The sequence below is a fragment of the Rahnella sp. JUb53 genome (assembly GCF_004346065.1).
In the GTDB taxonomy this organism is placed as follows: domain Bacteria; phylum Pseudomonadota; class Gammaproteobacteria; order Enterobacterales; family Enterobacteriaceae; genus Rahnella; species Rahnella variigena.
On the sequence record NZ_SLYT01000013.1, the window covers coordinates 1 to 25,342 of the forward strand.

The window sequence follows — 25,342 nt, forward strand, 5'->3', positions numbered from 1 at the left end:
CAGATAATACTCTTTCTCCCTGAAGAGTCAACCATTTTCTTTTACAAGATGCGGTGTTTTCACCGGGTTGATTCTTCCTGACTGGGCGACTTGGTTCTCGTTAGAGGAGTCGTTGTTCCCGGTCAGTGGAGGCGCATTATAGGGAGTTCTCAGAAGGCCGCAACCCCTAATTTCAAAAAACTTTCTGAATGCTTTCTTTTTGGTCTATACGTCTATAAAGCCCGCATTAATGCGATTTTTTATACGATATCTGCCCAAAATCTTCAGCGAATTTAGCCACCTGCTGCCAGTCGGTATATTCCACTTCTTTTCGCGTATCGGTTTCGCCACCTGTCATACGCATAATAAGTTGGATCATTACCTTATCGAACCAGCGATATCGTGGATAACGAAGAGCTCCGGCGAATACTGCGCATATTGCAGGTTTCCACGGCGTGGCCAGCAAGAACTTACGCACATACGCATTAGTTTGTGGAGTCCGTTTCTCAGCTTTACGCGCCGTCAGATTCACACCGAAAAATGCCGAAGGCATCTGGTTCAGCGTCTGCACGTGTTTCTCAACGAATTTATCCAGTACCGGATTGAAATGACCATAACGTATAGAAGCACCGATCATCACCTGGTCATAGTTTTTCAAATCGACGTGTTCGGCATGAACGAGATCGATGACATCGCAGCTGCACTTCTCTTTCAGCTCACTTGCTATATAAGAAGCAATCGCGTGTGTCTGTCCGTCACGGCTGGAATAGAGTATTAACGCTTTCATTCTTGTTTCCCTTTCTTAAAACTCATTCGCGCCAGAACGTCGGCGTGAACAGTACTAATAATGTGAAGACTTCGAGACGACCAAACAACATGGTGACGATAAGGATCCATTTCGCCACTGAATTCATCGATGCAAAGTTATCGGCCACAACGCCTAATCCCGGCCCCAGGTTATTCAGCGTAGCCGTGACCGCAGCAAAAGCAGAGAAGTTATCTACGCCGGTCGCCACAATCGCCAGCATGCTGATAATGAAAACCAGCGCGTAAGCGGAAAAGAATCCCCAGACCGCTTCGATGATACGTTCCGGCAGTGCGCGATTACCGAGTTTGATGGTGTAAACCGCGTTCGGGTGAACCAGCCTTTTCAGCTCGCGTGATCCCTGTAAATAAAGTAGCAGGATTCGGATCACTTTCAGGCCACCGCCGGTGGAACCCGCACAGCCGCCGATAAACGCAGAGCACAATAATAAAAGAGGCAGGAACAGCGGCCATTTGGAAATACTGTCGGTGGTATATCCCGCCGTAGTGGCCATTGAGACTACCTGGAAGAATGCCTGATTGAGCGTTTCCAGCGGCGAGCCGTAGGTATTATGGATCCACAGAATCACCGTGCAGATGACGACCAGCGTGAACTGCACGCCGATAAACATGCGAAATTCCGGATCACGCCAGTACACCTTGAGGTTGCGCCCGCTTAGCACCGCGAAGTGCAGGCCGTAGTTACAGCCGGAAATCAACAGGAATACCGCCACAATGCTATTAATAGTGCCGCTATGGAAATAACCGATGCTGGCGTCGTGCGTCGAGAAACCGCCAATCGCTATCGTCGAGAAACTGTGCCCAATAGCATCAAAGACCGACATCCCCGCGCCCCATAAAGACAAAGCACAGGCAATCGTCAGCAGAACATAGATAAGCCACAGCGTTTTAGCCGTCTCAGCAATACGCGGGCGCATCTTGTTATCTTTCAGCGGCCCCGGCATTTCGGCGCGATACAACTGCATCCCCCCGACGCCCAGTATCGGCAGAATTGCCACCGCGAGCACAATGATCCCCATCCCGCCAAACCATTGCAGCATCTGCCGGTAGAAGAGAATCGCTTTCGGCAGGGAATCCAGCCCGACGAGCGTGGTCGCGCCCGTGGTTGTCAGACCGGAGAAGGATTCGAAGAACGCATCGGTCAGGGAAAGGTTCGGCCGCTCAGAGAACAGGAATGGCAATGCCCCGACGCTGCCCAGCACCGTCCAGAACAGCACCACGATCAGGAAACCTTCGCGCGGCTTGAGCTCACTCTTTTGTTTCCGGTTGGGAAGCCAGAGGAATAGCCCAATTGCCAGGGCGACAAAGAATGTCTGACTGAATGCACGCCCCGCACCATCACGGTAAATTAAAGCGACCAGTCCGGGAATAATCATCGTTCCCGAGAAAAGGATGACAAGCACCCCCACGATGCGTGTTATGGCACGAAAATGCATGCTGGTGCGTTCCTCAGCGAATTAACCATATAAAATTTAAGAAACCGGACGCAGGATAAGCGTGCCACGGCTGATATCGAATAAGTGACTGACGGTTGCCGGCGCATCCGCGGCGGGTAGCGCCAGAACGAGATCTACCGCAGCGCCAAACTCACTGCGTAAAATATGTCCACCGACTTGCGAAAGCAGGGTTTCCACCAGCTGTAACTGGCTGTAATCACACTGCACCGCGAACTCCGCCAGTGGCACTTTTTGCTGCACGACAAGTTGCTTTAATGCCTGCTGAACACCGCCGCCATAGGCTTTCACCAGACCGCCGGTTCCCAGCATAATGCCGCCGTAATAACGTACGACGACGGCAGTAATTTCTCCAACCCCGCTTCCCATCAGCTGACTGAGGATCGGTTTACCTGCTGTGCCCGCAGGTTCCCCGTCATCAGAAAATCCCAGTTGCTGAGAATCATCAGGCGCACCCGCCACAAACGCCCAGCAATGATGACGCGCTGCCGGGTGCTGGTTTCTGATCTCCTGAATAAAAGCTTTTGCCGCTTCAACTCCCTCAGTTCTCGCCAGCAGGGTGATGAAACGGCTCTTCTTTATTTCTTCGCTGAAAATGACAGGTTCAGCGGGGACGGAATAAGGCTGCATCAGGCCAGCTTCAGATCACGTGTCATGTTCTCGATACGATTATCGTGGATGACAATGTTGTCTTCGATACGGATGCCGCCATAAGGCTTCAGCGCGTCGATACGATCCCAGGCAAAGTGCTTGCTGAACTGCCCTTCCCGCCACGGTAACAGCAACGAATCAATGAAATACAAACCTGGCTCGATAGTCAGCACCATTCCCGGCTCAAGGACACGGGTACAACGCAGATACGGATATTGCGAAGGTGCCGCCAGATGCGTACCGGTGTCGTCCTGCATGAAACCGGCCACATCGTGTACCTGTAATCCCAGCGGATGTCCCAGACCATGCGGCAGGAAAGGCCCGGTCAGGTTCTGTTCCACCATAGCGTCTTCACTGATATCGACCACCAGCTTGTGCGCTTTCAATAATTTGGCGATGCGGTGATGCATCTGAACATGATAGTCGGTATAGCGCACACCGGCCTTTATCGTATCGATCAGCGCCAGTTCTTCGGTGTTCAGATCTTTGATCAGCGCAGCGAAATCACTGTCCGGTTTTGCGGCATAGGTCCGCGTAAGGTCAGCGGCATAACCGTTATATTCCGCGCCCGCATCCAGCAGGAAACTGCGCATTTCGGCAGGTGGCTGGTTATCGAGCGTGGTGTAATGCAGCACGGAAGCGTGTTCATTGAGCGCGACGATGTTGCTGTAAGGCACATCGGTATCACGGTGACCGGTCGCAGTCAGATACGCCAGGTTAATATCGAACTCGCTCATGCCAGAAAGGAACGCTTCTTTCGCCGCACGATGGCCGCTCACCGCCACTTTCTGCGCTTCACGCATACAGGCCAGCTCGTAATCTGTTTTGTAGGCGCGATGATAATGCAGGTAATCCAGCACCGCTTTCGGGTTCACATTAGCAGCAGGGATACCCATGCTGATCGCGCGATCCTGACTGTAACCGATATAACCGACGCGCTTGAGATCAACCGGCAACTGGCTTTTGATGTCATCAGCATTGGCCAGCGGCGTCAGGGAAATTTCTTTGGTCCAGAAGGACTCCGGCAGCGGTTCGTGGCTGTGCCAGTAGTCCACCGGCGAATAGAACCACAGCTTCGGCGCATTCACGCCATCCACCCATAACCAGCAATTAGGCACCTGCGTGACCGGCACCCAGGCTTTGAACTGCGGGTTTACTTTGAACGGATAACTATGATCATCAAGGAAGGTCGTCAGCAATTCACCAGAGTGAATCAGTAACGCATCAAGCTGAGAACGTTGCAGAATTTCACGGGCACGCGTCTGCAGCGTGGCGATATGTTCTTTATAAAGCGTAGTAAGCGATTCCATCCAACTGTCCTTTTTTCACCTGAAAGACGATGCAGCATCTTACCACAGCCTCACCGTGACCATAGTCCCGGAAGGTTTGTGATCTTGCCTGCAAATAAAACACATCTCATTTGCAAATTATTAACATAAAAACCACACTCCAAAGCATCTGGTCATACCAGATCATCCCAGATGATTCAGGAGAGACACATGCTCTACCAAGGCGAAACATTACACCTGCACTGGCTCGACGGCGGTATCGCGGAGCTGGTGTTTGATGCTCCAGGCTCGGTTAACAAGCTCGACACCCAAACTGTCGCCAGCCTGGGCGAAGCCATTGCGATACTTGAAAAACAGTCTGACCTGAAAGCTTTGCTGCTCAGTTCAGCTAAACCGGCGTTTATCGTCGGCGCGGATATCACTGAATTTTTATCACTGTTTAATGCGCCAGCCGAAAAACTGCACGAGTGGCTGGATTTCGCCAACAGCATTTTTAACCGGCTGGAAGACCTGCCGGTGCCCACGCTTTGCGCCATCAGTGGTTATGCGCTGGGTGGCGGTTGCGAATGCGTGCTGGCGACGGATTTTCGTATCAGCACCGCCGATGCGCGTATCGGTCTGCCGGAAACCAGCTTAGGCATCATGCCGGGCTTTGGTGGCTCCGTGCGTTTGCCACGCCTGATTGGTACTGACAGTGCGCTGGAAATTATCGCCGCCGGTAAAAACATCAGCGGGAAAGAGGCTCTCAAAGTCGGGCTGGTTGATGCCGTGGTTGAAGCGGATAAACTGCGCGACGCCGGTATCACCATGCTGAAAAATGCCATCGACGGCAAACTGGAATGGCACAGCCGCCGCGACCCGAAACGTCTGCCACTGAAACTCAGCCAGATTGAAGCGACGATGAGTTTCAGCGTGGCCAAAAGTATGGTCATGCAAACTGCCGGCAAACATTATCCGGCACCGATGACCGCAGTAAAAACGATTGAAGCCGCTGCCCGTCTGGGTCGCGACGAAGCTTTGCAGCTGGAAACCGCCAGTTTTGTGCCGCTTGCACAATCGAAAGAAGCGCGCGCACTGGTCAGCATTTTCCTTAACGATCAGTTCGTGAAAGGCAAAGCTAAAAAACTGGCGCAGGACAGCGAAAAACCGAAGCAGGCTGCGGTTTTGGGCGCAGGCATTATGGGCGGCGGGATCGCTTATCAGTCCGCGCTGAAAGGCGTACCGGTAGTGATGAAAGACATCAGCGACCAGTCCCTGACGCTCGGCATGAACGAAGCGGCCAAATTGCTGAACAAGCAGCTTGAGCGCGGCAAACTCGACGGTCTGAAAATGGCCAAAGTACTGTCGACCATTCATCCGACGCTGGATTACAGCGGCATCGAACGTGCTTCCGTCGTCGTTGAAGCCGTAGTAGAAAATCCAAAAGTCAAAGCCGCAGTCCTGGCGGAAGCGGAATCCTTGCTCAACGCCGATACTATTCTGGCCTCGAATACCTCAACCATTCCTATCGATCAGCTGGCTTCTTCGCTGAAACGTCCGGAAAACTTCTGCGGTATGCACTTCTTCAACCCGGTTCACCGTATGCCTCTGGTTGAAATCGTGCGTGGCGAGAAAACCTCAGACAAAACCATTTCGCGTATCGTTTCTTACGCACTGGCGATGGGCAAAACGCCGATCGTGGTGAACGACTGCCCGGGCTTCTTTGTTAACCGCGTGCTGTTCCCGTATTTCTCCGGCTTCAGTTTGCTGCTGCGAGATGGCGCTGATTTCCGCCAGATCGACAAAGTAATGGAAAAACAGTTCGGCTGGCCAATGGGTCCGGCCTATCTGCTGGACGTGGTCGGCATTGACACCGCTCACCACGCGCAGGCCGTCATGGCCGCTGGCTTCCCGCAACGCATGGCCCGCAATTATCGCGATGCTGTGGATGTCCTGTTCGACAACCGGCGCTTCGGTCAGAAAAACCAGCTCGGCTTCTACCGCTACAGCGAAGACAGCAAAGGCAAACCGCGCAAGGAAGTCGATGAACAGGCGATCAGCCTGCTGGCCGATAACCTGAAACCGGCTCACGCTGACTTCTCACCGCAGGACATCATCGCCCGCATGATGATCCCGATGATTAACGAAGTGGTGCGTTGCTTTGAAGAAGGGATTATTGCCAGCCCTGCTGAAGCCGATATGGCGCTGGTGTACGGCATCGGATTCCCTCCTTTCCACGGCGGGCCGTTCCGTTATCTTGATACCCTCGGCACCGCCGAATATCTGAAAATGACCGAACAGTACGCACATCTGGGGCCGATGTATCAGGCACCGGCAGGGTTACGCGCCAAAGCGCAAACCAATGAAAGTTACTATCCGGTTGCCGCTCCGCTGGAAAATCTCAGCACCGGCAATCAGGCATAAGGACCGAAATCATGGAAAACGTAGTCATTGTTGATGCAGTCCGTACGCCGATGGGTCGTTCGAAAGGCGGCGCATTCCGCCATGTCAGGGCTGAAGATCTCTCCGCACATCTGATGCGCGCCGTGCTGGCCCGCAACCCGGCGCTGAACGCCAAAGATATTGATGATATTTACTGGGGCTGCGTCCAGCAGACGCTGGAACAAGGCTTCAATATTGCCCGTAACGCATCGCTGCTGGCGGAAATTCCGCACAGCGTGCCGGCGACTACGGTCAACCGCCTGTGCGGATCGTCCATGCAGGCTCTGCACGACGCGGCCCGCGCCATTATGGTCGGCGATGCACAAGTCAGCCTGATTGGCGGTGTGGAACATATGGGCCATGTGCCGATGAATCACGGCGTCGATTTTCATCCTGGCCTGAGCAAAACTGTCGCCAAAGCGGCGGGGATGATGGGACTGACCGCAGAAATGCTGGCGAAAATGCACCAGATCAGCCGTGAAATGCAGGATGAATTTGCCGCACGCTCCCATCAGCGCGCGCATGCCGCCACGGTTGCCGGGCATTTTGCCAATGAGATTGTCCCGACCGAAGGCCATAACGCCGAAGGTGTGCTGACCCGTTATGATTTCGACGAAGTGATCCGCCCGGAAACGACGGTCGCCACACTGGCGGCACTGCGTCCGGCGTTCGATCCGGTGAACGGCACCGTCACGGCGGGCACGTCTTCTGCCCTGTCCGACGGTGCGTCAGCGATGCTGCTGATGAGCGAATCCCATGCCAAATCTTTAGGTCTGACAGCCCGCGCCCGCATCCGTGCGATGGCGGTGGTCGGCTGCGATCCGTCGATTATGGGCTACGGTCCGGTACCGGCAACGCGTCTGGCATTGAAACGCGCCGGACTGAGCGTGCAGGACATCGGCCTGTTCGAGCTGAACGAAGCTTTTGCAGCACAAGCCTTACCGTGCGTGAAAGATTTGGGACTGCTGGAAACCATGGAAGATCGCGTCAACCTGAACGGTGGCGCCATTGCGCTCGGTCATCCGCTGGGTTGTTCCGGTTCACGCATTTCCACCACGCTGCTGAACCTGATGGAGCGCCGTGACGTACAGTTTGGCGTGGCGACCATGTGCATCGGTTTAGGTCAGGGTATCGCGACCGTTTTCGAACGCGTCTGATTTTCCCTTTCTGCAAAAACGAAAAAGCGGGCATTCAGCCCGCTTTCATCAATGTGTCTTATCCGTTTTAGTTGCCGTTTTCCCGCCTGTCAGGGGCGGGCTTTTTCATCTTTCTCTCCCATCCATAAATACAAATCAGATGAAAGAGAAGGCATCCCCAAACAGACGATCTTCCTGCGCACCGCGTTCCGCGACAAAACGCTCACGGGCGATTTTAGCCATCTCAAAACGACCGGCGATATAAATATCGTGCTCAGACAGCGAAGAGAAATCCTGTAAAACCGCGCTCAGCACCGTACCGCTTCTGCCCTGCCAGCCCTCTTCCGGCTGTTCAACTACCGGGATCACTTTCAGGTTCGGATGATTAATGCTCATCGCTTCCAGCTCACCAAGATCGTACAGATGCTTCAGTTCACGCCCGCCCCAGTAAATGGAGATATCGCGGTGCGGTTGCTGCTCAAGTGCGGTGATAAGAATCGAACGGACGTAGGAGAAGCCGGTGCCACCGGCAATCAGCACCAGAGGACGCTCGCCGTCTTCACGCAGCCAGGCATCGCCGTGCGGAATATCGACGGTGATCGCCTGCTCTTTCAGAATGCGATCCATAACCGCCATCGCGTACAGATTCAGTTCCGACGCGCCAATGTGCAGCTCAATCACATTGTGTTGCGCAGGCGTGGAGGCCAGTGAGAACGGGCGCTTATCGCGCTCATCCATTACCACCATCAGATACTGACCCGCGCGGAACGAGAAAGGCGCTTCCGGAACCAGGCGGACGCGATACACCGTATCCGTTATCGCCTCAACCGAGGTCACTTTACAGCTCAATGTTGTCATGCGTTCCCTCTGTGGGTCATCAAAGCAAAGCGTAGGACAAAGATTCGATTATTTTTTCGCATCGTCTTTATCATTAAGAATAGCGAGTTCATCCCAAATAGCGTCGATACGCGCGGTGACTTCCGGATCTTTCACAATCGGACGTCCCCACTCACGCTGCGTTTCACCCGGCCATTTGTTGGTCGCATCCATCCCCATTTTTGAGCCAAGCCCCGAAACCGGGGAGGCAAAATCGAGATAATCAATCGGCGTGTTTTCTACCAGAACCGTATCCCGTGCAGGATCCATACGGGTAGTAATCGCCCAAATCACGTCGTTCCAGTCGCGGGCATTCACATCGTCGTCACACACAATCACGAACTTGGTGTACATGAACTGACGCAGGAATGACCAGACGCCCATCATCACGCGTTTCGCATGACCGGCGTATTGCTTCTTCATGGTAACGACAGCCAGACGGTAGGAGCAACCCTCAGGCGGCAGATAGAAGTCCACAATTTCCGGAAACTGCTTTTTCAGGATTGGCACAAACACTTCATTCAGCGCCACACCCAGAACCGCAGGTTCATCCGGCGGACGGCCGGTGTAGGTCGAATGATAGATAGCGTCTTTCCGCTGCGTCATGTGCGTAATGGTGAATACCGGGAAACTGTCTACTTCATTATAGTAGCCGGTATGATCACCATAAGGGCCTTCCGGAGCCATTTCGCCCGGCTCAATGTACCCTTCCAGCACAATCTCAGCGCTGGCCGGCACTTCCAGATCGTTAGAAATACACTTCACGACTTCGGTTTTATTGCCCCGCAACAAACCCGCGAAGGCATATTCAGACAGCGTATCGGGAACCGGTGTCACGGCACCAAGAATCGTTGCCGGATCGGCACCCAGCGCTACCGAAACAGGAAAACGCTGCCCCGGATTTTGCTGACACCATTCCTGGAAATCCAGCGCGCCGCCGCGATGGGATAACCAGCGCATAATCACTTTGTTTTTGCCCAGCACCTGCTGGCGGTAAATGCCCAGATTCTGGCGAGGTTTATTCGGACCGCGGGTGACAGTCAGACCCCAGGTGATCAGCGGTGCGGCGTCTTCCGGCCAGCACTGCATCACAGGGATCTTAGTGATATCAACGGCATCGCCTTCCCAAATCTGTTCCTGACAAGGTGCAGAATGCAGCACTTTGGTCGGCATATTCAGCACTTGTTTAAACTTCGGCGCTTTGTCGAATAAATCACGAAAACCGCGCGGCGGCTCAGGTTCCTTCAGAAACGCCAGCAATTCACCGACTTCACGCAACGCACTGACATCTTCTTTACCCATGCCCATCGCCACACGCTGCGGTGTGCCGAATAAATTGCACAGGACCGGCATGTCATAGCCTTTTGGATTTTCGAACAACAGAGCCGGGCCGCCGGCACGCAAGGTGCGATCGGCAATCTCGGTCATTTCCAGATAAGGATCGACAGACTGGCTAATGCGTTTCAGCTGGCCTCTCTTTTCGAGTAACGAGAGGAAGTCACGTAAATCACGGTATTTCATGCTAATTCTGAGTCGCCGGGTTGAAGGAGGGCATTATAGAGCCTCTCCGGGGTTGTTGCTGCTTTTTTGTTATCAGCAGGTTTCTTTTTAGTAAGACTCTTACCCTAAGTAAACGCCAATAACGAAAAAGCAGTATAACCGTCAGTCCCGATAGTTCTGGTCTGACGGTGCGGATTAGATCTGTGCAAAAATTACTGGCAGTTAAAAGGTACCAGAGGTTGAATCGCCTGAGTATCCTGATATTCCTGCGTTTCCTGCCCGTGACGGAACACTTTGAAACCCTGCTCTTTGGCACTGAAGTAACTCAGATCGTTACCGGACACCTGCAGCAAACTGCCTTCACGCAACGCAATCACCGATTCAGACGGATTAACCGCGCAGAACTCGGCGATACGCTCATCACGCGTTTCACCCATGTGACCACTCAGATGCGCATCAATATAATGCGGATTAATTTGCACCGGGAACAGGTTCAGCGCAGGCAGTACGACTGAATTGCGCACCGGCATATCATTGGTGGTACGAATACTTGGCGTCGCAACATTACAACCCGCACTCCAGCCGACATACGGCACATTGCGCTCACGCACCGCGCGCTGAATTGGCACGATCAGGCTGTTTTCATGCAGCATCTGATTGAGCATCCAGGTATTCCCGCCGCTGATCAGAATACACTCTGCGCTGGCAATCGCCTCAGCCGGGCTTGCTGCGTGATGAATACTGCTAACCTGAATACCCAGCGCATCTGAAAGTTCTTTCGCGCGCGCATCATAATCACTGCGGATCAGAGCGTAAGGGATCAGGACGGCAGAGGTAATTTTGCGGGCCTGCAACATCGCCTGGATGCGCGCTTTCGCATAGCCCAGTAACTCTGATTCGCCTGAAAGCTTACCGTTACTCAGTAAGAACAACTCCATGAGACTTCTCCTGATAAAATAAGACTAATAGAGGGGATAAGAAGGTGCATTTCTTCGATAATAAAAGATAACGGGTCGACAATCAGCAAACGTCTGCAAAGACTTGCACTGTCTGTATCTCGTGAGCGGCTTTTGGTATGCTGCCCCGCTCGACGCTTTAATGTGGGAACCTATGGAATCCTGGTATTTACTCTATTGCAAACGTGGTCAGCTTCTGCGCGCCAAGGAACATCTTGAACGCCAGCAGGTAAACTGTCTGACACCAATGATCACACTGGAAAAGCTGGTGCGTGGACGCCGTACGGCGGTCAGCGAGCCCCTGTTTCCAAATTACATGTTCATTGAGTTTGACCCTGAGCGGATCCATACCACGACGATCAACGCAACGCGTGGCGTCAGTCATTTCATCCGCTTTGGCGCAAAGCTGGCAACTGTCCAGCCGGACGTGATCAAACAACTGATGGAGCCGCCGACGATTGAAGTTCGCGATCCTGATACACCGTATGAAGGCGATCCGGTTGTCATCACTGACGGTATTTTCGCCGGAATCGAAGCCATTTATACCGAGCCGGATGGCGAGGCCCGTTCGCTGCTGATGCTCAACCTGATCAATCAGCCGGTTCGCCAGAGCATTGAAAATACCCACTTCCAGAAACTCTGACCGGTATTTTCGACACATCAGAACTCAAAAGGCACCTTCAGCGGTGCCTTTTTCATGGATTCAGCGACGCTCCGGTAACGCAAACAGCTTACGCGCATTGGCATCGGTGATATCCGCCAGCCATTGCGGGTCTTCACCCCGCCACAGTGCCACCTGATTCACGATATGCGGCAGGAAAGCCGGTTCGTTGCGACGGTTCTTTGGTTTGTTCTCCATATCCCGCGGCAGTAAATACGGCGCATCGGTTTCCAGCATCAGCCTTTCAGCCGGGATCAGCGGCAGCATTTCACGCAGCTCCAGTCCGCGACGCTCGTCGCACACCCACCCGGTAATTCCAATCGACAGACCAAGGGACAAATACAGCTCAAGCTCCTGGCGGGTGCCGGTAAAACAATGCACAACGCCACCCGGCAAATCTGCCAGCCAGGGTTTCAGCAATGCGGCAAAACGCTCACCGGCGTCGCGACAATGCAAAAATACCGGCAACTGTAACTCTTTCGCCAGTGCCAGTTGCGCCGTAAAAGCCGCTTCCTGAAGGTCAGCTGGCGAAAAGTTGCGATTGAAATCCAGCCCGCATTCACCGATGGCGACGACGTTGGGCAATTCAGCCAGCTGACGAATGTTTGCAGCAACCTGCTCGTTCCAGTCGCTGGCCTGATGCGGATGCACGCCTGCGGTTGACCAGCAAAAGTCCGGATGCTCTGCCGCCATCTTCTGCGCTTCGATACTTTCCTGCGCAGAGGTACCGGTGATCAACATGCCGCTCAGCCCAGCGGTCCGGGCTCTTTCCACCACCTGCGGCCGGTCTTTGTCAAACTGGCTGCTGGTGAGGTTTATACCGATTTCAAACATGGAAAGTCCTGAAACAGAAACCGCCCAACAGGGCGGTTTTTTAGAGCAGAATAAGGATTATGCAGGCTGATCCGGATCGGTATCAGACTCTGTATCGACATCAGACCGGCGGCGTGCTCCGACGTAGAAACGGGCAAAGAACACCCCGATTTCAAACAGCAGATACATCGGAATTGCCAGCAGCGTTTGCGAGAACACATCCGGCGGCGTTAACAACATGCCCACCACAAATGCCCCAACCAGGACATACGGACGTTTCTTTTTCAGGTCTTCCGGCGTGGTCACGCCACTCCAGCAGAGCAGCACAATCGCGATAGGCACTTCGAAAGACACGCCAAAGGCCATAAACAACGCCATCACGAAATCGAGATAGTTGTTAATGTCGGTAGCAATCTGTACGCCAACCGGCGCGGTTTTCGCAAAGAAAGCAAACGCCAGCGGGAACACCACGAAATACGCAAATGCCACGCCGAGATAGAATAACGCTGAGCTTGAGAACAGCAGCGGCATCATCAGACGTCGTTCATGTTTGTAAAGCGCCGGCGCCACAAACGCCCAGACCTGATACAAAATGAACGGTGCGGATAAGAACACCGACACGATCATCGTCAGTTTAATTGGCGTAAAGAACGGTGATGCGACGTCGGTCGCAATCATGCTCGCGCCCATCGGCATCTGCTTAATCAGCGGTGAGGCCACCAGCTGATAGATGTCATTCGCAAAATAAACCAGCGCTAAAAACACCACCAGAATGCAGATAATGGCATTCAGCAGGCGCTTGCGCAGTTCAATCAGATGACTGATCAGTGGTTGAGTATCTTCAACTGCCATGTTTAACGGTCACCTGTCGTTTGAGTTGATGAAGCCGGTTTGACGGGTGCGGCAGTTTCAGCAACAGGGGCTTCATCCACAGCAGCTTTCGTCAACGGTGCAACCTCAACAGAAGTGTCAGGCACCGGTTCCGTTGGTGTCATCAATGGCTGAGCAGCATGAGCGGATTTATTCGATGCGAGTGCAGCATCAACAGCGCTTTGCGGCGCACCTGCCGGGGCAGAAACCACTTTGTCTGCCGCTGCCGGTGAAACACCCGCGTCATGATGCGCTTCCGCTTCATCCAGAACCGGATTATGAATGGTATTGCCATCAGCTTTAGCTTCTTCCACCGCCTTCTCCGCAGGGTTAAGCCCTGAATTGATAGACTTTTTCATGGATTCTGCCGCTTCTTTCAATTCGTCCATAGACGCTTTGATTTCAGGCGTTAAATTCTTCAGACCGGACTCTTCCGCTTTCTTCAGGCTATCCTGCAGCTCCTGAAGTTTCAGCTCCTGCGATAATTCGCTTTGAACTGAAGCGGCCATTGCACGAAGCGTACGGATCCAGCCTGCTACTGTTCTCACTGCTACAGGTAAACGCTCCGGCCCGAGAACAACCAGGCCAATCACCAATACCAGCAGCAGTTCACTAAATCCAATATCGAACACGGCTTATACCTGCTCTTTGTTTTGGCTCTTGGTGTCTTCTGCTTTCGCTTCCGGCTTGATCTCAACAGACTTTGCCGTGAAATCAGCATCAGTTGGAGAAATGTCAGCGTCTTTGGTTTTTGGCTGAGTGTCGTCATCGCTCATGGCCTTTTTGAAGCCTTTGATGGACGCGCCCAGATCAGAACCCAGACCACGCAGTTTCTTCGTACCGAACAGCAGTACCACAAGAACAACGAGAATCAGGATTTTTGTAATACTAATACCACCCATTTTTTTCACCTCAATAGGAAGGAACGACATTCATTGCCGTTCGCAAACGGCATTCAATTTAAAACAATATGATTAGCTGGCGCGCTTCCATCCGATCAACCAGGAAACAGCACCGGCAGCCATCAGGCAGGCTGGATAAATCTTCACGTCGCCCAACAGCAAAAGGGTTCCGCTTAACAACAGCGTCGCACCTATTCCCAGAAGATAACGAGACTGACCCTGACGGGAACTCTGGTTATGGATCTGCGAGGAAAGCTTCTCAATGTTGTATTGCAACAGCTTGTGCTGATGCAGACTCTGATACACCAAATCCGGCAACTCAGGCATTTTCTCGAGCCAGAACGGCGCACGCTCTTTCAGTGCGCGGATCATCGCCGGTAAACCGACCTGATCGCGTACCCAGCTTTCGAGGAACGGCTTTGCCGTGGTCCACAAATCCAGCTGAGGATAAAGCTGACGCCCGAGGCCTTCGACATACAACAGTGTTTTTTGCAGCAACACCAGCTGAGGCTGGACTTCCATATTAAAGCGCCGCGCCGTGTTAAACAGGTTTAACAATACGTTGCCAAAGGAAATCTCTGCCAGTGGTTTCTCAAAAATCGGTTCGCAGACCGTACGGATAGCAAATTCGAATTCTTCAACGTTGGTATCGCGGGGAACCCAGCCGGAATCGACATGCAACTCAGCCACTTTGCGATAATCGCGGTTAAAGAACGCGATGAAGTTCTCCGCCAGATAGCGCTTGTCTTCCTTATTGAGCGAACCCACTATGCCGCAATCGATCCCTATGTAGCAAGGGTCTTCCGGCGTTTCGTAGCTGACGAAAATATTGCCCGGATGCATATCGGCATGGAAGAAACTGTCGCGGAAAACCTGTGTGAAGAACACCTGCACACCACGTTCTGCCAGCAATTTCATATTGGTGCCCTGTTTTTTCAGTGCCTCAATATCAGAAACCGGAATGCCGTAAATGCGCTCCATCACCATCAGTCGTTCGCTGCAGTAGTCCGGATACACTTCCGGCACATACAGCATCGGACTACCTTCAAAGTTACGACGAAGCTGGATCGCATTTGCTGCTTCACGTAACAGATTCAGTTCATCGAGCAAGGTTTTCTCATACTCGCGCACCACTTCACGCGGGCGCAAACGGCGACCATCAGGCAGCAGAATCGGCAGCCAGCTTGCAAGACGAGACATCAGACGGATATCCGCCACAATGGTCGGCAAAATATCCGGGCGGATCACCTTGAGTACGACCGGCTTGCCGTTTTCCTTGAGGATTGCCGTATGAACCTGTGCAATCGAGGCAGAAGCCAGCGGAGTCTGATCGAACTCATCAAACCAGGTTTCCAGCGGACCACCAAGTGCAGCATCGATTTGCTGACGCGCTTTTGCGCCATCAAACGGCGGTACATGGTCCTGCAGCAGAGCGAGTTGATCGGCAATATGTGGAGGGAAAAGATCGCGGCGCGTGGACATCATCTGACCAAACTTGATCCATACCGGCCCAAGTTGTTCCAGCGCCAGACGCATGCGCTCGCCCAACGGCTTATCTTTGTGACGATGAGGTAACCAGAAAAAAAGATAACGGCCCATTCGCAGCGGCAGCGTTAAGCGGATTTTAGGGATCAGTTCGTCAAGGCCGTAGATAAGAAACATGCGGATAATCAGGTATAAACGTCGCATTTCCCTAGGCGTCACGGTTTGCCCTCCAGTTTTTCGATACGTTTATCCAGCGCATCAAGTTCACGCTTCGTTGCAGTGACTTCATCGCTAAACCAGACGACTTCCAGCGGGCCGGGTGCCATTTTCCACTCCTCGGTCAGCGTCTGCGCCACATAACTTTGCTGATGTTTCAGGCCTTTTTGCAGAAAATTAAAGCCGCCCTGAACCGCCTGACTTAACCCCTGTGCGGCGATATCACCGATATAGGGCGCCAGAAATTCTGCGGGCTCAAATTCCGCCATATCCAGCAACGCAGAGAACTGCTGAACCACGGAAATATCCCCGTCGACTACCAGTTCGCCACTGCGCATCATCGGTGACAGTTGCTGGCGATCCCGTAATTTGCGCAGAGATGAAATCCGGGAAGTGACGGTGCAATCGGCCGCACCGTCCCATTGTCCGAGGACATCGATTTTTTGCTCGCTGAAAACAAAGGTCAGCGGTGAGCTCAGTTCCTGCAACTCAACACGTAAAACTTTACCTGCCAGACGCGTGCGCGCCGCCTTCATGCTGCGATCTTTGAAAAGCAGAAAATTGAGCGGCGTCTCGATAGCGGCAGTCAGCAACGGCGTTAACAACATCGGCATACTCATATCAGAATTTAAAACCCCGATGCAGTGCGACAATGCCACCCGTCAGATTGTGATACGTCACATTTTCAAAACCAGCATCGCCCATCATGCCCTTCAGGGTTTCCTGATCAGGGTGCATACGGATAGATTCGGCCAGGTAGCGGTAGCTCTCAGCATCCTGCGCAACCAGCTCGCCAATGCGCGGCAGAATGTGGAAGGAATAGGTATCGTAGGCTTTGCTCAAAGGCTTGAGGACAGGTTTGGAGAATTCCAGTACCAGTAAACGGCCGCCCGGCTTAAGCACGCGGAACATTGAACGCAGCGCTTTTTCTTTTTCGGTTACGTTACGCAGACCGAAGGAAATCGTGATGCAGTCAAAATAATTATCAGGGAAAGGCAGGGCTTCGGCGTTCGCCTGTACGTAGCTGACGTTACCGACAATGCCGAGATTGCGCAGCTTTTCGCGGCCCATTTTCAGCATGGAGTCGTTGATATCGGCCAGCACAACTTCGCCTTTCTCACCCACCAGACGGGAGAATTTAGCGGTCAGGTCACCCGTACCACCAGCCAGATCCAGTACACGATGTCCCTGACGGACACCGCTGCAATCAATCGTGAAGCGCTTCCAGATACGATGAATACCGAAAGACATCAGGTCATTCATCAAATCATATTTTGCCGCAACGGAATGGAAGACTTCTGCCACCATTTCCTGTTTTTCATCTTTGGCTACTGTACGAAAACCAAAATGAGTGGTTTCCTGCGTCTGCTTTTCCATTTTATATGCCTGCTTTTTCAGTCGAACTCTTGGGGAGAAGTGTATCAGAACCCATAGGAAAGCCCCATCACCGATGGTGATTCAACATATTGCAATAATTCACACGTTGAATCTGAAATGCCGTACTGGACATTCCGGCAAGCGCGGCCTATTGATGCAGGTTTAGCTCGCGCGGGTTCAGTGTCTGTTCTTCTTCCGCATCAGAGGTATCTGGCAGAGATGCGGTATCTTCAGGTTCATTTTCCGCTTTAGCCCTCTCAGCCAGAGAAGGACTGATTGGCCGTTTAACTTCAACACCCAGAGCGCGGAAACTCTCAACCTGTCCGATAAGATTACCACGGCCTTGCGTGAGTTTATTCATCGCGGCGCGATAACTTCCCTGCGCTTTGTCGAGGCTCTGCCCCATCGACTCCATGTCATCTACAAACAGCCGCAGTTTGTCGTAAAGACGCGCAGCGCGATCGGCGATACGTTTGGCGTTCTGGCTCTGGTGTTCATAGCGCCACAGATTACTGATCGTGCGTAACGCCACCAGCAGAGTCGTCGGGCTGACAAGCATAATATTGTGACGGAGCGCTTCGCTGATCAATTCGGGCTCCCGGTCGATAGCCAGCAGGAAAGCAGGTTCAACAGGGATAAACATCAGCACATAATCGAGGCTGCGCAGGCCAGGAAGTTGCTGATAATCTTTGCGTCCGAGCAGGCGGATGTGTCCGCGTACCGAGGCAATGTGTTCATTGAGCGCGATTTCGCGCTCAGCGTCATCTTCACTGTTGAAATAACGCTCGTAAGCGACCAGCGTCATTTTGGCGTCAATCACTACGTCTTTGTTTTGCGGTAACCGCACCACCACGTCAGGCTGCATGCGACTGTTGCTGTCGACCTGCACGCTGACCTGCGTCTGATATTCATAGCCTTCACGTAATCCGGAAGCCTCAAGCACGCGGCTGAGCACCACTTCGCCCCAGTTGCCCTGCGTTTTGTTGTCACCTTTCAGTGCTTTGGTCAGGTTGACGGCTTCACGTGCCATCTCGACATTCAGCTGTTGCAGATTGCGGATTTCGTGGGCCAGCGTATGCCGTTCACGGGCTTCCTGCCCGAAGCTGTCCTGCACCTGACGGCGGAAACCGTCGAGTTGCTCGCGCAACGGCAGCAGTAATTTGTCGAGGCTTTGCTTATTCTGTTCGTCGGCGCGACGGCCATTTTGTTCGAAAATCCGGTTCGCCAGATTCTCAAACTGACTGCTGAGACGCTGTTCGCTGTTGATCAGCAGACGCTGCTTCTCCTCAGCCGCCATGCGGGTTTCATCCAGACGGGTGGAAACCTCACGCAATTCTGCCTCCTGCGCACTGTTAATTTCCCGCTGTGCGCGCAGTTCCTGATTCAGCTGTTCACACTCGTTTTGCCAGTGCGCCAGCAGTTGCAGTTTTTCCTGACTGGCGGCCTGCAGGCTGTGCAATTTTCGCAGTTCCAGCTCGGCTTCACGCAGTTGCTGCTGTCCCGATAGCCGCTCGCTTTTGTGCGTATCATTTTCCGCTTTGACCTGCTCCAGCGATTGTTCCAGCAAACGGCGCTGCGTTTCGTACTCCGTTTGCTGTTGCTGTTGCCGCAAACTGGCGACGAGCCACCCCACCAGTAAGCCAATTAACGCCGCCGCCAGGGCAGTCAGAATGCTGATATCCACACGATTTCCCTCTTGAAGTCTCTTGCGGCCAAGGTAATGTCAGGCTGTATGGATGTCCAGTCTATTTTCTGTTGCATTGAGCCTTTGCGAGACGTCTTCCAAAAGGGAATTTCTCAGCCCTGCTCCTTGCGGCGGTCAGCCGCAAGGAGCAGGATTCAAAACCAGCGGCTCAGCCACTGAATGCCGAAAGCTCCAGGCGCCAGAATACCGAAAGCCCAGATAAGCGCCGACGTCACATTGGCAATCTGGAAATATTTTTGCGGCATACCGCAAATCCCCGCGACCAGCGGCACAACAGCACGCAGCGGGCCAAAGAAGCGGCCGATAAACGCGCCCGGCATGCCCCACTTGTCAAAGAAAGCATGACCGCGCACCAGCATTTGCGGATGACGGGAGAAAGGCCAGAAGTTGCCCACTCTGTCCTGAAAATGGTTGCCGACCCAATAGGAAAGCCAGTCGCCAAAGAAAGCACCCGCAGCGGCGGCGGCCCAGATGGGCCAGAAAGGAATACCGGTTTCACCAATCAGCGCGCCCAATCCCAGCAGGATAAAGGTTGCAGGAAGGAGCAGTGACAAAAAGGCCAGAGACTCACCAAAAGCCAGAAAGAAGACGATGGGCGCAGCCCACACCTGATGTGCGCGGATAAAGGTGGTGGTGTAATCGAGAAGGTCATGAACAGTCAAAAATGCAGTTCCTTTTTATCAGAGATACGGAGCGGGAATTGATCAATTATTCCAGACGCATTACTAACATGACCTTAACAGATCTGCTTAACAGGGCAAAAAAATGGGCCGCCAGAGGCAGCCCATCACTATGATGTAGTGTCTTTATAATCCGATCCTTTCCCTAAATCATTCGAGTTGCAGGAAGGATGACGGGAAATCAGATTAGTCGGCGAGCCGCTTCTACAACAATCTTCACCGCATGGCTTTCGGTCTTCTTCATGGTTTCCGCATCAGGGATTTCCTGCTGCGTACGGTTCACGATCACACCGGCAACCATACCGGCGCGCAGGCCCTGGCTGGCGCACATGGTCAGCAAGGTGGCGGACTCCATTTCATAGTTCATGACGCCCATTTCCTGCCACTCTTTCATCGATTCTTTGAAGCGACGGACAACGCGGCCGGAGAAGGTATCATAACGTTCCTGACCCGGATAGAAGGTGTCAGAAGACGCGGTCACGCCAATGTGCGTGGCAGCGCCTGCGGATTCTGCCGCAGCAACCAGCGCGGTGGTACAGGCAAAATCGGCGACCGCAGGGAATTCCATTGGGGCGAAATGCAGGCTTGCGCCATCAAGGCGAACGGCGGCGGTAGTCACCAGAACGTCACCCACATTGATGTGTGGCTGGATAGCACCAGTGGTGCCGACACGCAGGAAGGTACGGATCCCCAGTTGCGCCAGTTCTTCAACCGCGATGGAAGTCGAAGGACCACCAATACCGGTTGAACAAACAATCACAGATTTGCCATCGAGCTCAGCGCGCCATGAGGTAAATTCGCGGTGGGAAGCCAGACGAACCGGGTTCTCCATCAGTTTGGCAATTTTTTCCACGCGCTCAGGGTCGCCGGGAACAATCGCCAGCGTCGCGCCGTTTAAATCTTTTTTGGCCAGGCCAAGATGGAAAACTTCAGGCTGAGACATAACAAACTCCTCTGTGTGTAAGGTCATAAATTGGCAGGAGGAACACCCGGCAACTGTACTGAACATTGTGACGTTATTTCGTGACGGTCGTCACTATGATGTAACAACAGGAATTACGCATACATTTAATTTGTGATGATGGTCACAAATTAATGGGCGATTGACGCGATTTTAAACAGCCTGCCTCCGCTACCGGAGACAGGCTATTTTCAGTTATGACAAATCAGGCAGGAACCGCATCTGCCGCTGCACTACGCGACCAGATACGGTGTTTCAGCATTTCTTTCAGGAACGTTTTCAGCAATGCGCCTTCGGCTTTTTCACCTTCGACAACGCCCTCTTCCGGCACATCATCCTTCAGCCCCAGCAGCGATTTAAAGCGACGCGCATCACCACTTAAACCGATGACTTTCAGATGCTTATAAGCTTCGAGCAGGTAATGACGGGAATCGCCGTTCATCAGCAGTGCATCGATATGCCCGTGCGGAACAATCACTGCATCGACGGTAATGGAAGGCGACCCGGCAAATGTGGCATCCACCGGTAATGTCGAACCATCATCGGCGGTGACAGTCCCTAAATGACTCGCCAGTAATTTAGGATGCACACCCGCAGCCTGAAGCGCCTGCAAGGTTTCCAGTACATCGGCCGCATTCACGCCTTCACCGAGCAGAATTGCCACCTGACGCCCTTTAATCGTGCCTTTGCCGCTGGCATACAAACTCAGGGTCGGATCACTTTTCAGGCCATTCACCGGCTTCGGCGCTTTTATCTTCAGGGTGTCAGCGGAAAGCGTAATACCCAGATTTTTAGCCACTTTCTGCGCCAGCGTCTGGTCAACATGCGCCAGTAAATCCACCACACGCTCGCGGATATACGGCCGCGCCACCTTCGACAATTCAAACGAGAAGGCCCCGACAATATGATCCTGCTCCGCTGTTGTCTGGCTCAGCCAGAACAAACGCGGGTGGGAATAATACTCAGCAAATGACGGACTGCGCTGACGGATTTTTTCCGCATCTATCCGCTCCGGATAGCTTTCAAAACCGCCGCCGGACGCTGCCGGAGGTGTTTCCCTCGGCCAGTTATTGTTGATGGAGTTCGGCTCATAATTCGCCGGATTGGTATCGATATCCTGCCGGTGCATGCCGTCACGCTGGAAGTTATGGTACGGACAGGTCGGGCGGTTAATCGGAATTTCATGGAAATTCGGTCCGCCAAGACGACTGATCTGCGTATCGGTATAGGAGAACAGACGCCCCTGCAACAGCGGATCATTGGTGAAATCGATGCCCGGCACTACGTGTCCCGGATGGAATGCGACCTGTTCGGTTTCCGCGAAGTAATTATCGGGGTTACGGTCAAGCACCATCTTGCCGATGAGTTCTACCGGCACCAGTTTTTCAGGGATCAGCTTGGTCGGATCCAGCAGATCGAAATCAAATTTGAATTCGTCTTCTTCAGGGATCAGCTGAACGCCCAGTTCATATTCAGGATAATCACCGGCTTCGATGGCTTCCCACAAATCACGGCGGTGGAAATCCGCATCTTTCCCGGCCAGTTTTTGCGCCTCATCCCACAACAAAGAGGCCTTTCCGGCCAGCGGCTTCCAGTGGAAACGCACAAAAGTAGCTTTCCCTTCGGCATTCACGAAACGGAATGTATGGATGCCAAAACCTTCCATCGTGCGGTAACTGCGAGGAATGCCACGGTCAGACATCGCCCAGAAAACGTTATGCAGTGTTTCAGGTTGCAGGGACACGTAATCCCAGAAGGAATCGTGCGCGCTGGCGCCCTGCGGGATTTCATTATGCGGTTCTGGTTTTACCGCATGGACAAAATCAGGGAATTTATGGGCATCCTGAATAAAGAATACCGGCGTATTGTTGCCGACCAGGTCGTAAATGCCTTCATCGGTATAAAACTTTGTCGCCCAGCCACGGATGTCGCGAACAGAATCCGCCGAGCCTCGCGAGCCCTGAACGGTAGAGAACCGCACAAACACCGGCGTTTTCTTTGCCGGATCAGAGAGAAAATGGGCTTTCGTGACATCTTTCATGCTGCGGTATGGCTGGAAATAGCCGTGCGCCGCCGCACCGCGCGCATGAACAATACGTTCAGGAATGCGCTCGTGGTCAAAATGGGTAATTTTCTCGCGGAGGATAAAATCTTCCAGCAACGTCGGCCCGCGGTTGCCGGCTTTCAGCGAGTTCTGATCATCAGAGATTTTGGTGCCCTGATTGGTGGTCAGCGGCTGCTTTTCGCCGTTTTTACGATGGCGTTCTAATGCGTCCAGCTTGGCATTGGTATTTTTCGGACTTTTGGCACTGCCGGAAGCGGTCGGCTCTTTCCCCGGCGGTGTCGGCTGGGGTGAAGGCTGATAAGTACGATCGGCGGGTGCCAGGTCGCCCAGGCCAGGTTGAGAGGACTCGATGCCCGTGGCGGGGGCGCGGCTTACCGGTTTTGGCTCACTTTTCTTGGTCACTTTAGACGGTGATTTTGACATTGAACATAGCTCCTAAGACTAAGGTTTCGGGCGTTCGGTGTGCGTTCTGTAAATCTTCCATGATGACTTTCCTGATTAACTTTTAACTATAGAACATCTCTTGCGCCTTGCTGTTCATGCTTTACGGCTATAGTTTTAATCCAAAGCCACAGATTTTCGTATGGACACTTGCCTGGAGACCCCCGATGAAAAAAGAAGAATTGCTTACCCTGAAACAGGCTCCGACCAGCTTTGCTCCTGCCGTCACTCCCGTCGCCAGTACCACCATCCACACCGATACCGACGGACTGCACGCAGGCCAGACCACGATCCCTTCGCAGGGCGAAGACATGCCTGCCTATCTTGCCCGTCCGGAACAGTTCACCGGAAAATTGCCGATCATTCTGGTGGTGCAGGAAATTTTTGGCGTACACGAACACATTCAGGATGTCTGCCGCCGTCTGGCGAAACAGGGCTATATGGCCATCGCGCCTGAGCTGTATTTCCGTCAGGGCGACCCGCGTGATTACACCGAAATCAGCGAGCTTTTCGCCAAACTGGTCAGCAAAGTGCCGGATCAGCAGGTGCTTTCTGATCTCGACCACACCGCACACTGGGCCGCGCAACATGGCGGGGATATTTCCAAATTAGGCATCACCGGTTTCTGCTGGGGCGGACGCATCACCTGGCTGTATGCGGCGCACAATCCGCAGCTGAAAGCGGGCGTGGCGTGGTACGGCAAACTGGTGGGTGATAAAACGCTGACCAGCCCGTCACAGCCGGTCGATCGCGCCGCCGCGCTGGATGCGCCTGTTCTGGGTTTATACGGCGCAGAAGATTCCAGCATTCCTCTGGATACGATTGAAACCATGCGTCAGGCCATCCGCGCAGCCAATGCCACGGCAGAAATCGTGGTCTATCCGGAAGCCGGTCATGCGTTTAACGCTGATTACCGCCCGAGCTACCACGCGGAAGCCGCCGCTGATGGCTGGCAGCGTATGCTGGATTTCTTCGCCCAGTACGGTGTGAAGTAAAAGTACGGTATTGAGCAAATAAAAAAGCCCGGCAGATTTTCCTGTCGGGCTTTTTATTAGCATTCAGTCAGTTACAGCGACAATCTGTTTACAACGACAATCTATTTACAACGACAATCGCCCAAACGCGCCCTGCCAGTCCTGTTCGAAATTATCGACCGCTTTTCTGAAACAGCGCGTTACGCCTGCGGAGGCTGACCGTTAGAGGCAGAAAGTCCGCCATCAACCGGCAGATTTACACCCGTCACGAAGCGCGCATCATCACTGGCGAGAAACGCAATCACATCAGCAATTTCTTCCGGCTCTGCGCCACGCCCCAGCGGGATTCGTTCGGCAAATTTTGCCAGTAACGGCTGGTTATCTTTAATGCCAGCCGCCATATCCGTGAAGGTCAGCGACGGACAAACAGCATTGACGCGCACGCCGTCTTTACCGTGATCCATAGCAATCGAACGGGTGAAGTTGGTCACACCACCTTTCGCGGCATTATAGAAGCTCATGCCCCAGTCACCGCCGATGCCGGACACCGAGGAAATATTCACGATATTGCCTTTGCTTTTAATCAGCGCGGGCATAAAGAAACGCGTGCAATAGAAAACGCCGCTAAGATCGATACCCATGATTTTCTGCCAGTCATCGAGGCTGGCTTCTGTCACTTTGCCCTGCACCACAACGCCTGCGCCATTTACCAGCACATCGACCCGGCCGAATTTATCCTCAATCACGTCTGCCATACGCTCCACATCCTGTGCGGATGAAACATCCGCCAGATGAATGTAATACTGCGTACTGCTCAACGTTTTAGCGACTTTCTCCAGCTTTTCCTTCGTCCGGCCGACAAGTACCACAATCGCCCCTTCTGAAGAAAAACGCCGTGCCGATGCGGCCCCCATGCCGGAACCTGCGCCAGTCACTACCACGACTTTGTCTGTAAACCGGTTCATATTTTCTCCCTGTCTGATGGGTAAAAAGAAAGTAAATCCTGATTTAAGCCTAGCGGAGAACCGCGACGCGTGCGGAAACTTGCCTGAAACCCAGCGCCGTAATCGCGCTACAGCCGCCGTATGACGCGGGCTGAAAAAGA

The 25,342-nt window shown here is 53.2% G+C and carries 23 protein-coding genes; 4 read left to right on the forward strand and 19 right to left on the reverse strand.

Going from position 1 to position 25,342, the window contains the following annotated elements; genetic code table 11:
* Window positions 1-226: 226 nt before the first annotated feature.
* From hemG to pepQ, 4 genes are read right to left on the reverse strand one after another with little or no spacing between them, the layout of a single operon-like run.
* The gene (hemG, locus tag EC840_RS22335; protein WP_120162759.1) at window positions 227-766 is read right to left on the reverse strand and encodes a menaquinone-dependent protoporphyrinogen IX dehydrogenase; all 540 of its coding nucleotides are present in this window, start codon (window positions 764-766) and stop codon (window positions 227-229) included.
* 22 nt (window positions 767-788) lie between these two features.
* Window positions 789-2,240 (reverse strand): Trk system potassium transporter TrkH, encoded by a 1,452-nt coding sequence (trkH, locus tag EC840_RS22340; protein ID WP_112290966.1) that lies wholly within the window; start codon window positions 2,238-2,240, stop codon window positions 789-791.
* A gap of 36 nt (window positions 2,241-2,276) precedes the next feature.
* Window positions 2,277-2,888 (reverse strand): IMPACT family protein, encoded by a 612-nt coding sequence (locus EC840_RS22345; RefSeq protein ID WP_112290965.1) that lies wholly within the window; start codon window positions 2,886-2,888, stop codon window positions 2,277-2,279.
* Window positions 2,888-4,219, reverse strand: coding sequence for a Xaa-Pro dipeptidase (gene pepQ / locus EC840_RS22350; protein ID WP_129637874.1), 1,332 nt, complete (start codon window positions 4,217-4,219; stop codon window positions 2,888-2,890). Before pepQ ends, EC840_RS22345 begins: the two co-directional genes overlap by 1 nt.
* 189 nt (window positions 4,220-4,408) lie before the next feature.
* Between pepQ and fadB the strand changes: the two genes are divergently transcribed.
* A complete protein-coding gene (fadB, locus tag EC840_RS22355; protein ID WP_132967124.1) occupies window positions 4,409-6,601 on the forward strand; it encodes a fatty acid oxidation complex subunit alpha FadB in 2,193 nt (730 codons plus the stop codon).
* An 11-nt stretch (window positions 6,602-6,612) separates the two neighbouring features.
* Window positions 6,613-7,776, forward strand: a complete 1,164-nt coding sequence (gene fadA / locus EC840_RS22360) for an acetyl-CoA C-acyltransferase FadA (RefSeq protein ID WP_112290960.1) — start codon at window positions 6,613-6,615, stop codon at window positions 7,774-7,776.
* A 135-nt stretch (window positions 7,777-7,911) separates the two neighbouring features.
* Here the strand turns inward: fadA and fre are convergent, their stop codons facing one another.
* The 3 genes from fre to pepE all read right to left on the reverse strand — a co-directional run bounded on the left by fre (window position 7,912) and on the right by pepE (window position 11,069).
* Window positions 7,912-8,613, reverse strand: a complete 702-nt coding sequence (fre, locus tag EC840_RS22365; protein WP_113878003.1) for an NAD(P)H-flavin reductase — start codon at window positions 8,611-8,613, stop codon at window positions 7,912-7,914.
* A 48-nt stretch (window positions 8,614-8,661) separates the two neighbouring features.
* Window positions 8,662-10,152, reverse strand: a complete 1,491-nt coding sequence (gene ubiD, locus EC840_RS22370) for a 4-hydroxy-3-polyprenylbenzoate decarboxylase (protein ID WP_112290958.1) — start codon at window positions 10,150-10,152, stop codon at window positions 8,662-8,664.
* A gap of 191 nt (window positions 10,153-10,343) precedes the next feature.
* Window positions 10,344-11,069, reverse strand: a complete 726-nt coding sequence (gene pepE / locus EC840_RS22375; protein WP_112290957.1) for a dipeptidase PepE — start codon at window positions 11,067-11,069, stop codon at window positions 10,344-10,346.
* A gap of 172 nt (window positions 11,070-11,241) precedes the next feature.
* Here pepE and rfaH point away from each other — a divergent pair, with 172 nt between their 5' ends.
* A complete protein-coding gene (gene rfaH / locus EC840_RS22380; RefSeq protein WP_181955594.1) occupies window positions 11,242-11,730 on the forward strand; it encodes a transcription/translation regulatory transformer protein RfaH in 489 nt (162 codons plus the stop codon).
* A 60-nt stretch (window positions 11,731-11,790) separates the two neighbouring features.
* On the opposite strand, the gene tatD is transcribed toward rfaH, so the two are convergent.
* The 11 genes from tatD to katE all read right to left on the reverse strand — a co-directional run bounded on the left by tatD (window position 11,791) and on the right by katE (window position 23,224).
* A complete protein-coding gene (gene tatD / locus EC840_RS22385; protein ID WP_132967126.1) occupies window positions 11,791-12,582 on the reverse strand; it encodes a 3'-5' ssDNA/RNA exonuclease TatD in 792 nt (263 codons plus the stop codon).
* Window positions 12,583-12,639: 57 nt separating this feature from the next.
* Window positions 12,640-13,413 carry a Sec-independent protein translocase subunit TatC gene (gene tatC / locus EC840_RS22390; protein WP_112290952.1) on the reverse strand — a complete coding sequence of 258 codons (774 nt, stop codon included), beginning with the start codon at window positions 13,411-13,413 and terminating at the stop codon, window positions 12,640-12,642.
* A 2-nt stretch (window positions 13,414-13,415) separates the two neighbouring features.
* Complete coding sequence (gene tatB, locus EC840_RS22395) at window positions 13,416-14,063, reverse strand: Sec-independent protein translocase protein TatB (protein WP_132967128.1); 648 nt, start codon at window positions 14,061-14,063, stop codon at window positions 13,416-13,418.
* A 3-nt stretch (window positions 14,064-14,066) separates the two neighbouring features.
* On the reverse strand, window positions 14,067-14,333 hold the full coding sequence (tatA, locus tag EC840_RS22400; RefSeq protein ID WP_112290973.1) for a Sec-independent protein translocase subunit TatA: 267 nt from the start codon (window positions 14,331-14,333) through the stop codon (window positions 14,067-14,069).
* Between the two features lie 72 nt (window positions 14,334-14,405).
* The gene (gene ubiB / locus EC840_RS22405; protein WP_112290949.1) at window positions 14,406-16,037 is read right to left on the reverse strand and encodes a ubiquinone biosynthesis regulatory protein kinase UbiB; all 1,632 of its coding nucleotides are present in this window, start codon (window positions 16,035-16,037) and stop codon (window positions 14,406-14,408) included.
* A complete protein-coding gene (locus tag EC840_RS22410) occupies window positions 16,034-16,642 on the reverse strand; it encodes an SCP2 domain-containing protein (RefSeq protein WP_112290971.1) in 609 nt (202 codons plus the stop codon). Before EC840_RS22410 ends, ubiB begins: the two co-directional genes overlap by 4 nt.
* A 13-nt stretch (window positions 16,643-16,655) precedes the next feature.
* Window positions 16,656-17,411 (reverse strand): bifunctional demethylmenaquinone methyltransferase/2-methoxy-6-polyprenyl-1,4-benzoquinol methylase UbiE, encoded by a 756-nt coding sequence (ubiE, locus tag EC840_RS22415; protein WP_112290948.1) that lies wholly within the window; start codon window positions 17,409-17,411, stop codon window positions 16,656-16,658.
* Between the two features lie 148 nt (window positions 17,412-17,559).
* Window positions 17,560-19,095, reverse strand: a complete 1,536-nt coding sequence (gene rmuC, locus EC840_RS22420; RefSeq protein WP_120162769.1) for a DNA recombination protein RmuC — start codon at window positions 19,093-19,095, stop codon at window positions 17,560-17,562.
* Window positions 19,096-19,250: 155 nt separating this feature from the next.
* Window positions 19,251-19,778: a DedA family protein gene (locus EC840_RS22425; RefSeq protein ID WP_113878008.1), complete on the reverse strand. Its 528-nt coding sequence runs from the start codon at window positions 19,776-19,778 to the stop codon at window positions 19,251-19,253.
* 199 nt (window positions 19,779-19,977) lie between these two features.
* Window positions 19,978-20,739, reverse strand: a complete 762-nt coding sequence (gene udp / locus EC840_RS22430; RefSeq protein ID WP_112290943.1) for a uridine phosphorylase — start codon at window positions 20,737-20,739, stop codon at window positions 19,978-19,980.
* A 223-nt stretch (window positions 20,740-20,962) separates the two neighbouring features.
* Complete coding sequence (gene katE, locus EC840_RS22435; protein ID WP_129639386.1) at window positions 20,963-23,224, reverse strand: catalase HPII; 2,262 nt, start codon at window positions 23,222-23,224, stop codon at window positions 20,963-20,965.
* 206 nt (window positions 23,225-23,430) lie between these two features.
* Between katE and EC840_RS22440 the strand changes: the two genes are divergently transcribed.
* A complete protein-coding gene (locus tag EC840_RS22440; RefSeq protein ID WP_112290942.1) occupies window positions 23,431-24,258 on the forward strand; it encodes a dienelactone hydrolase family protein in 828 nt (275 codons plus the stop codon).
* A gap of 179 nt (window positions 24,259-24,437) precedes the next feature.
* Here EC840_RS22440 and EC840_RS22445 read toward each other — a convergent pair whose 3' ends face one another.
* A complete protein-coding gene (locus EC840_RS22445; RefSeq protein ID WP_129637867.1) occupies window positions 24,438-25,202 on the reverse strand; it encodes an SDR family oxidoreductase in 765 nt (254 codons plus the stop codon).
* Between the last annotated feature and the right edge of the window lie 140 nt (window positions 25,203-25,342).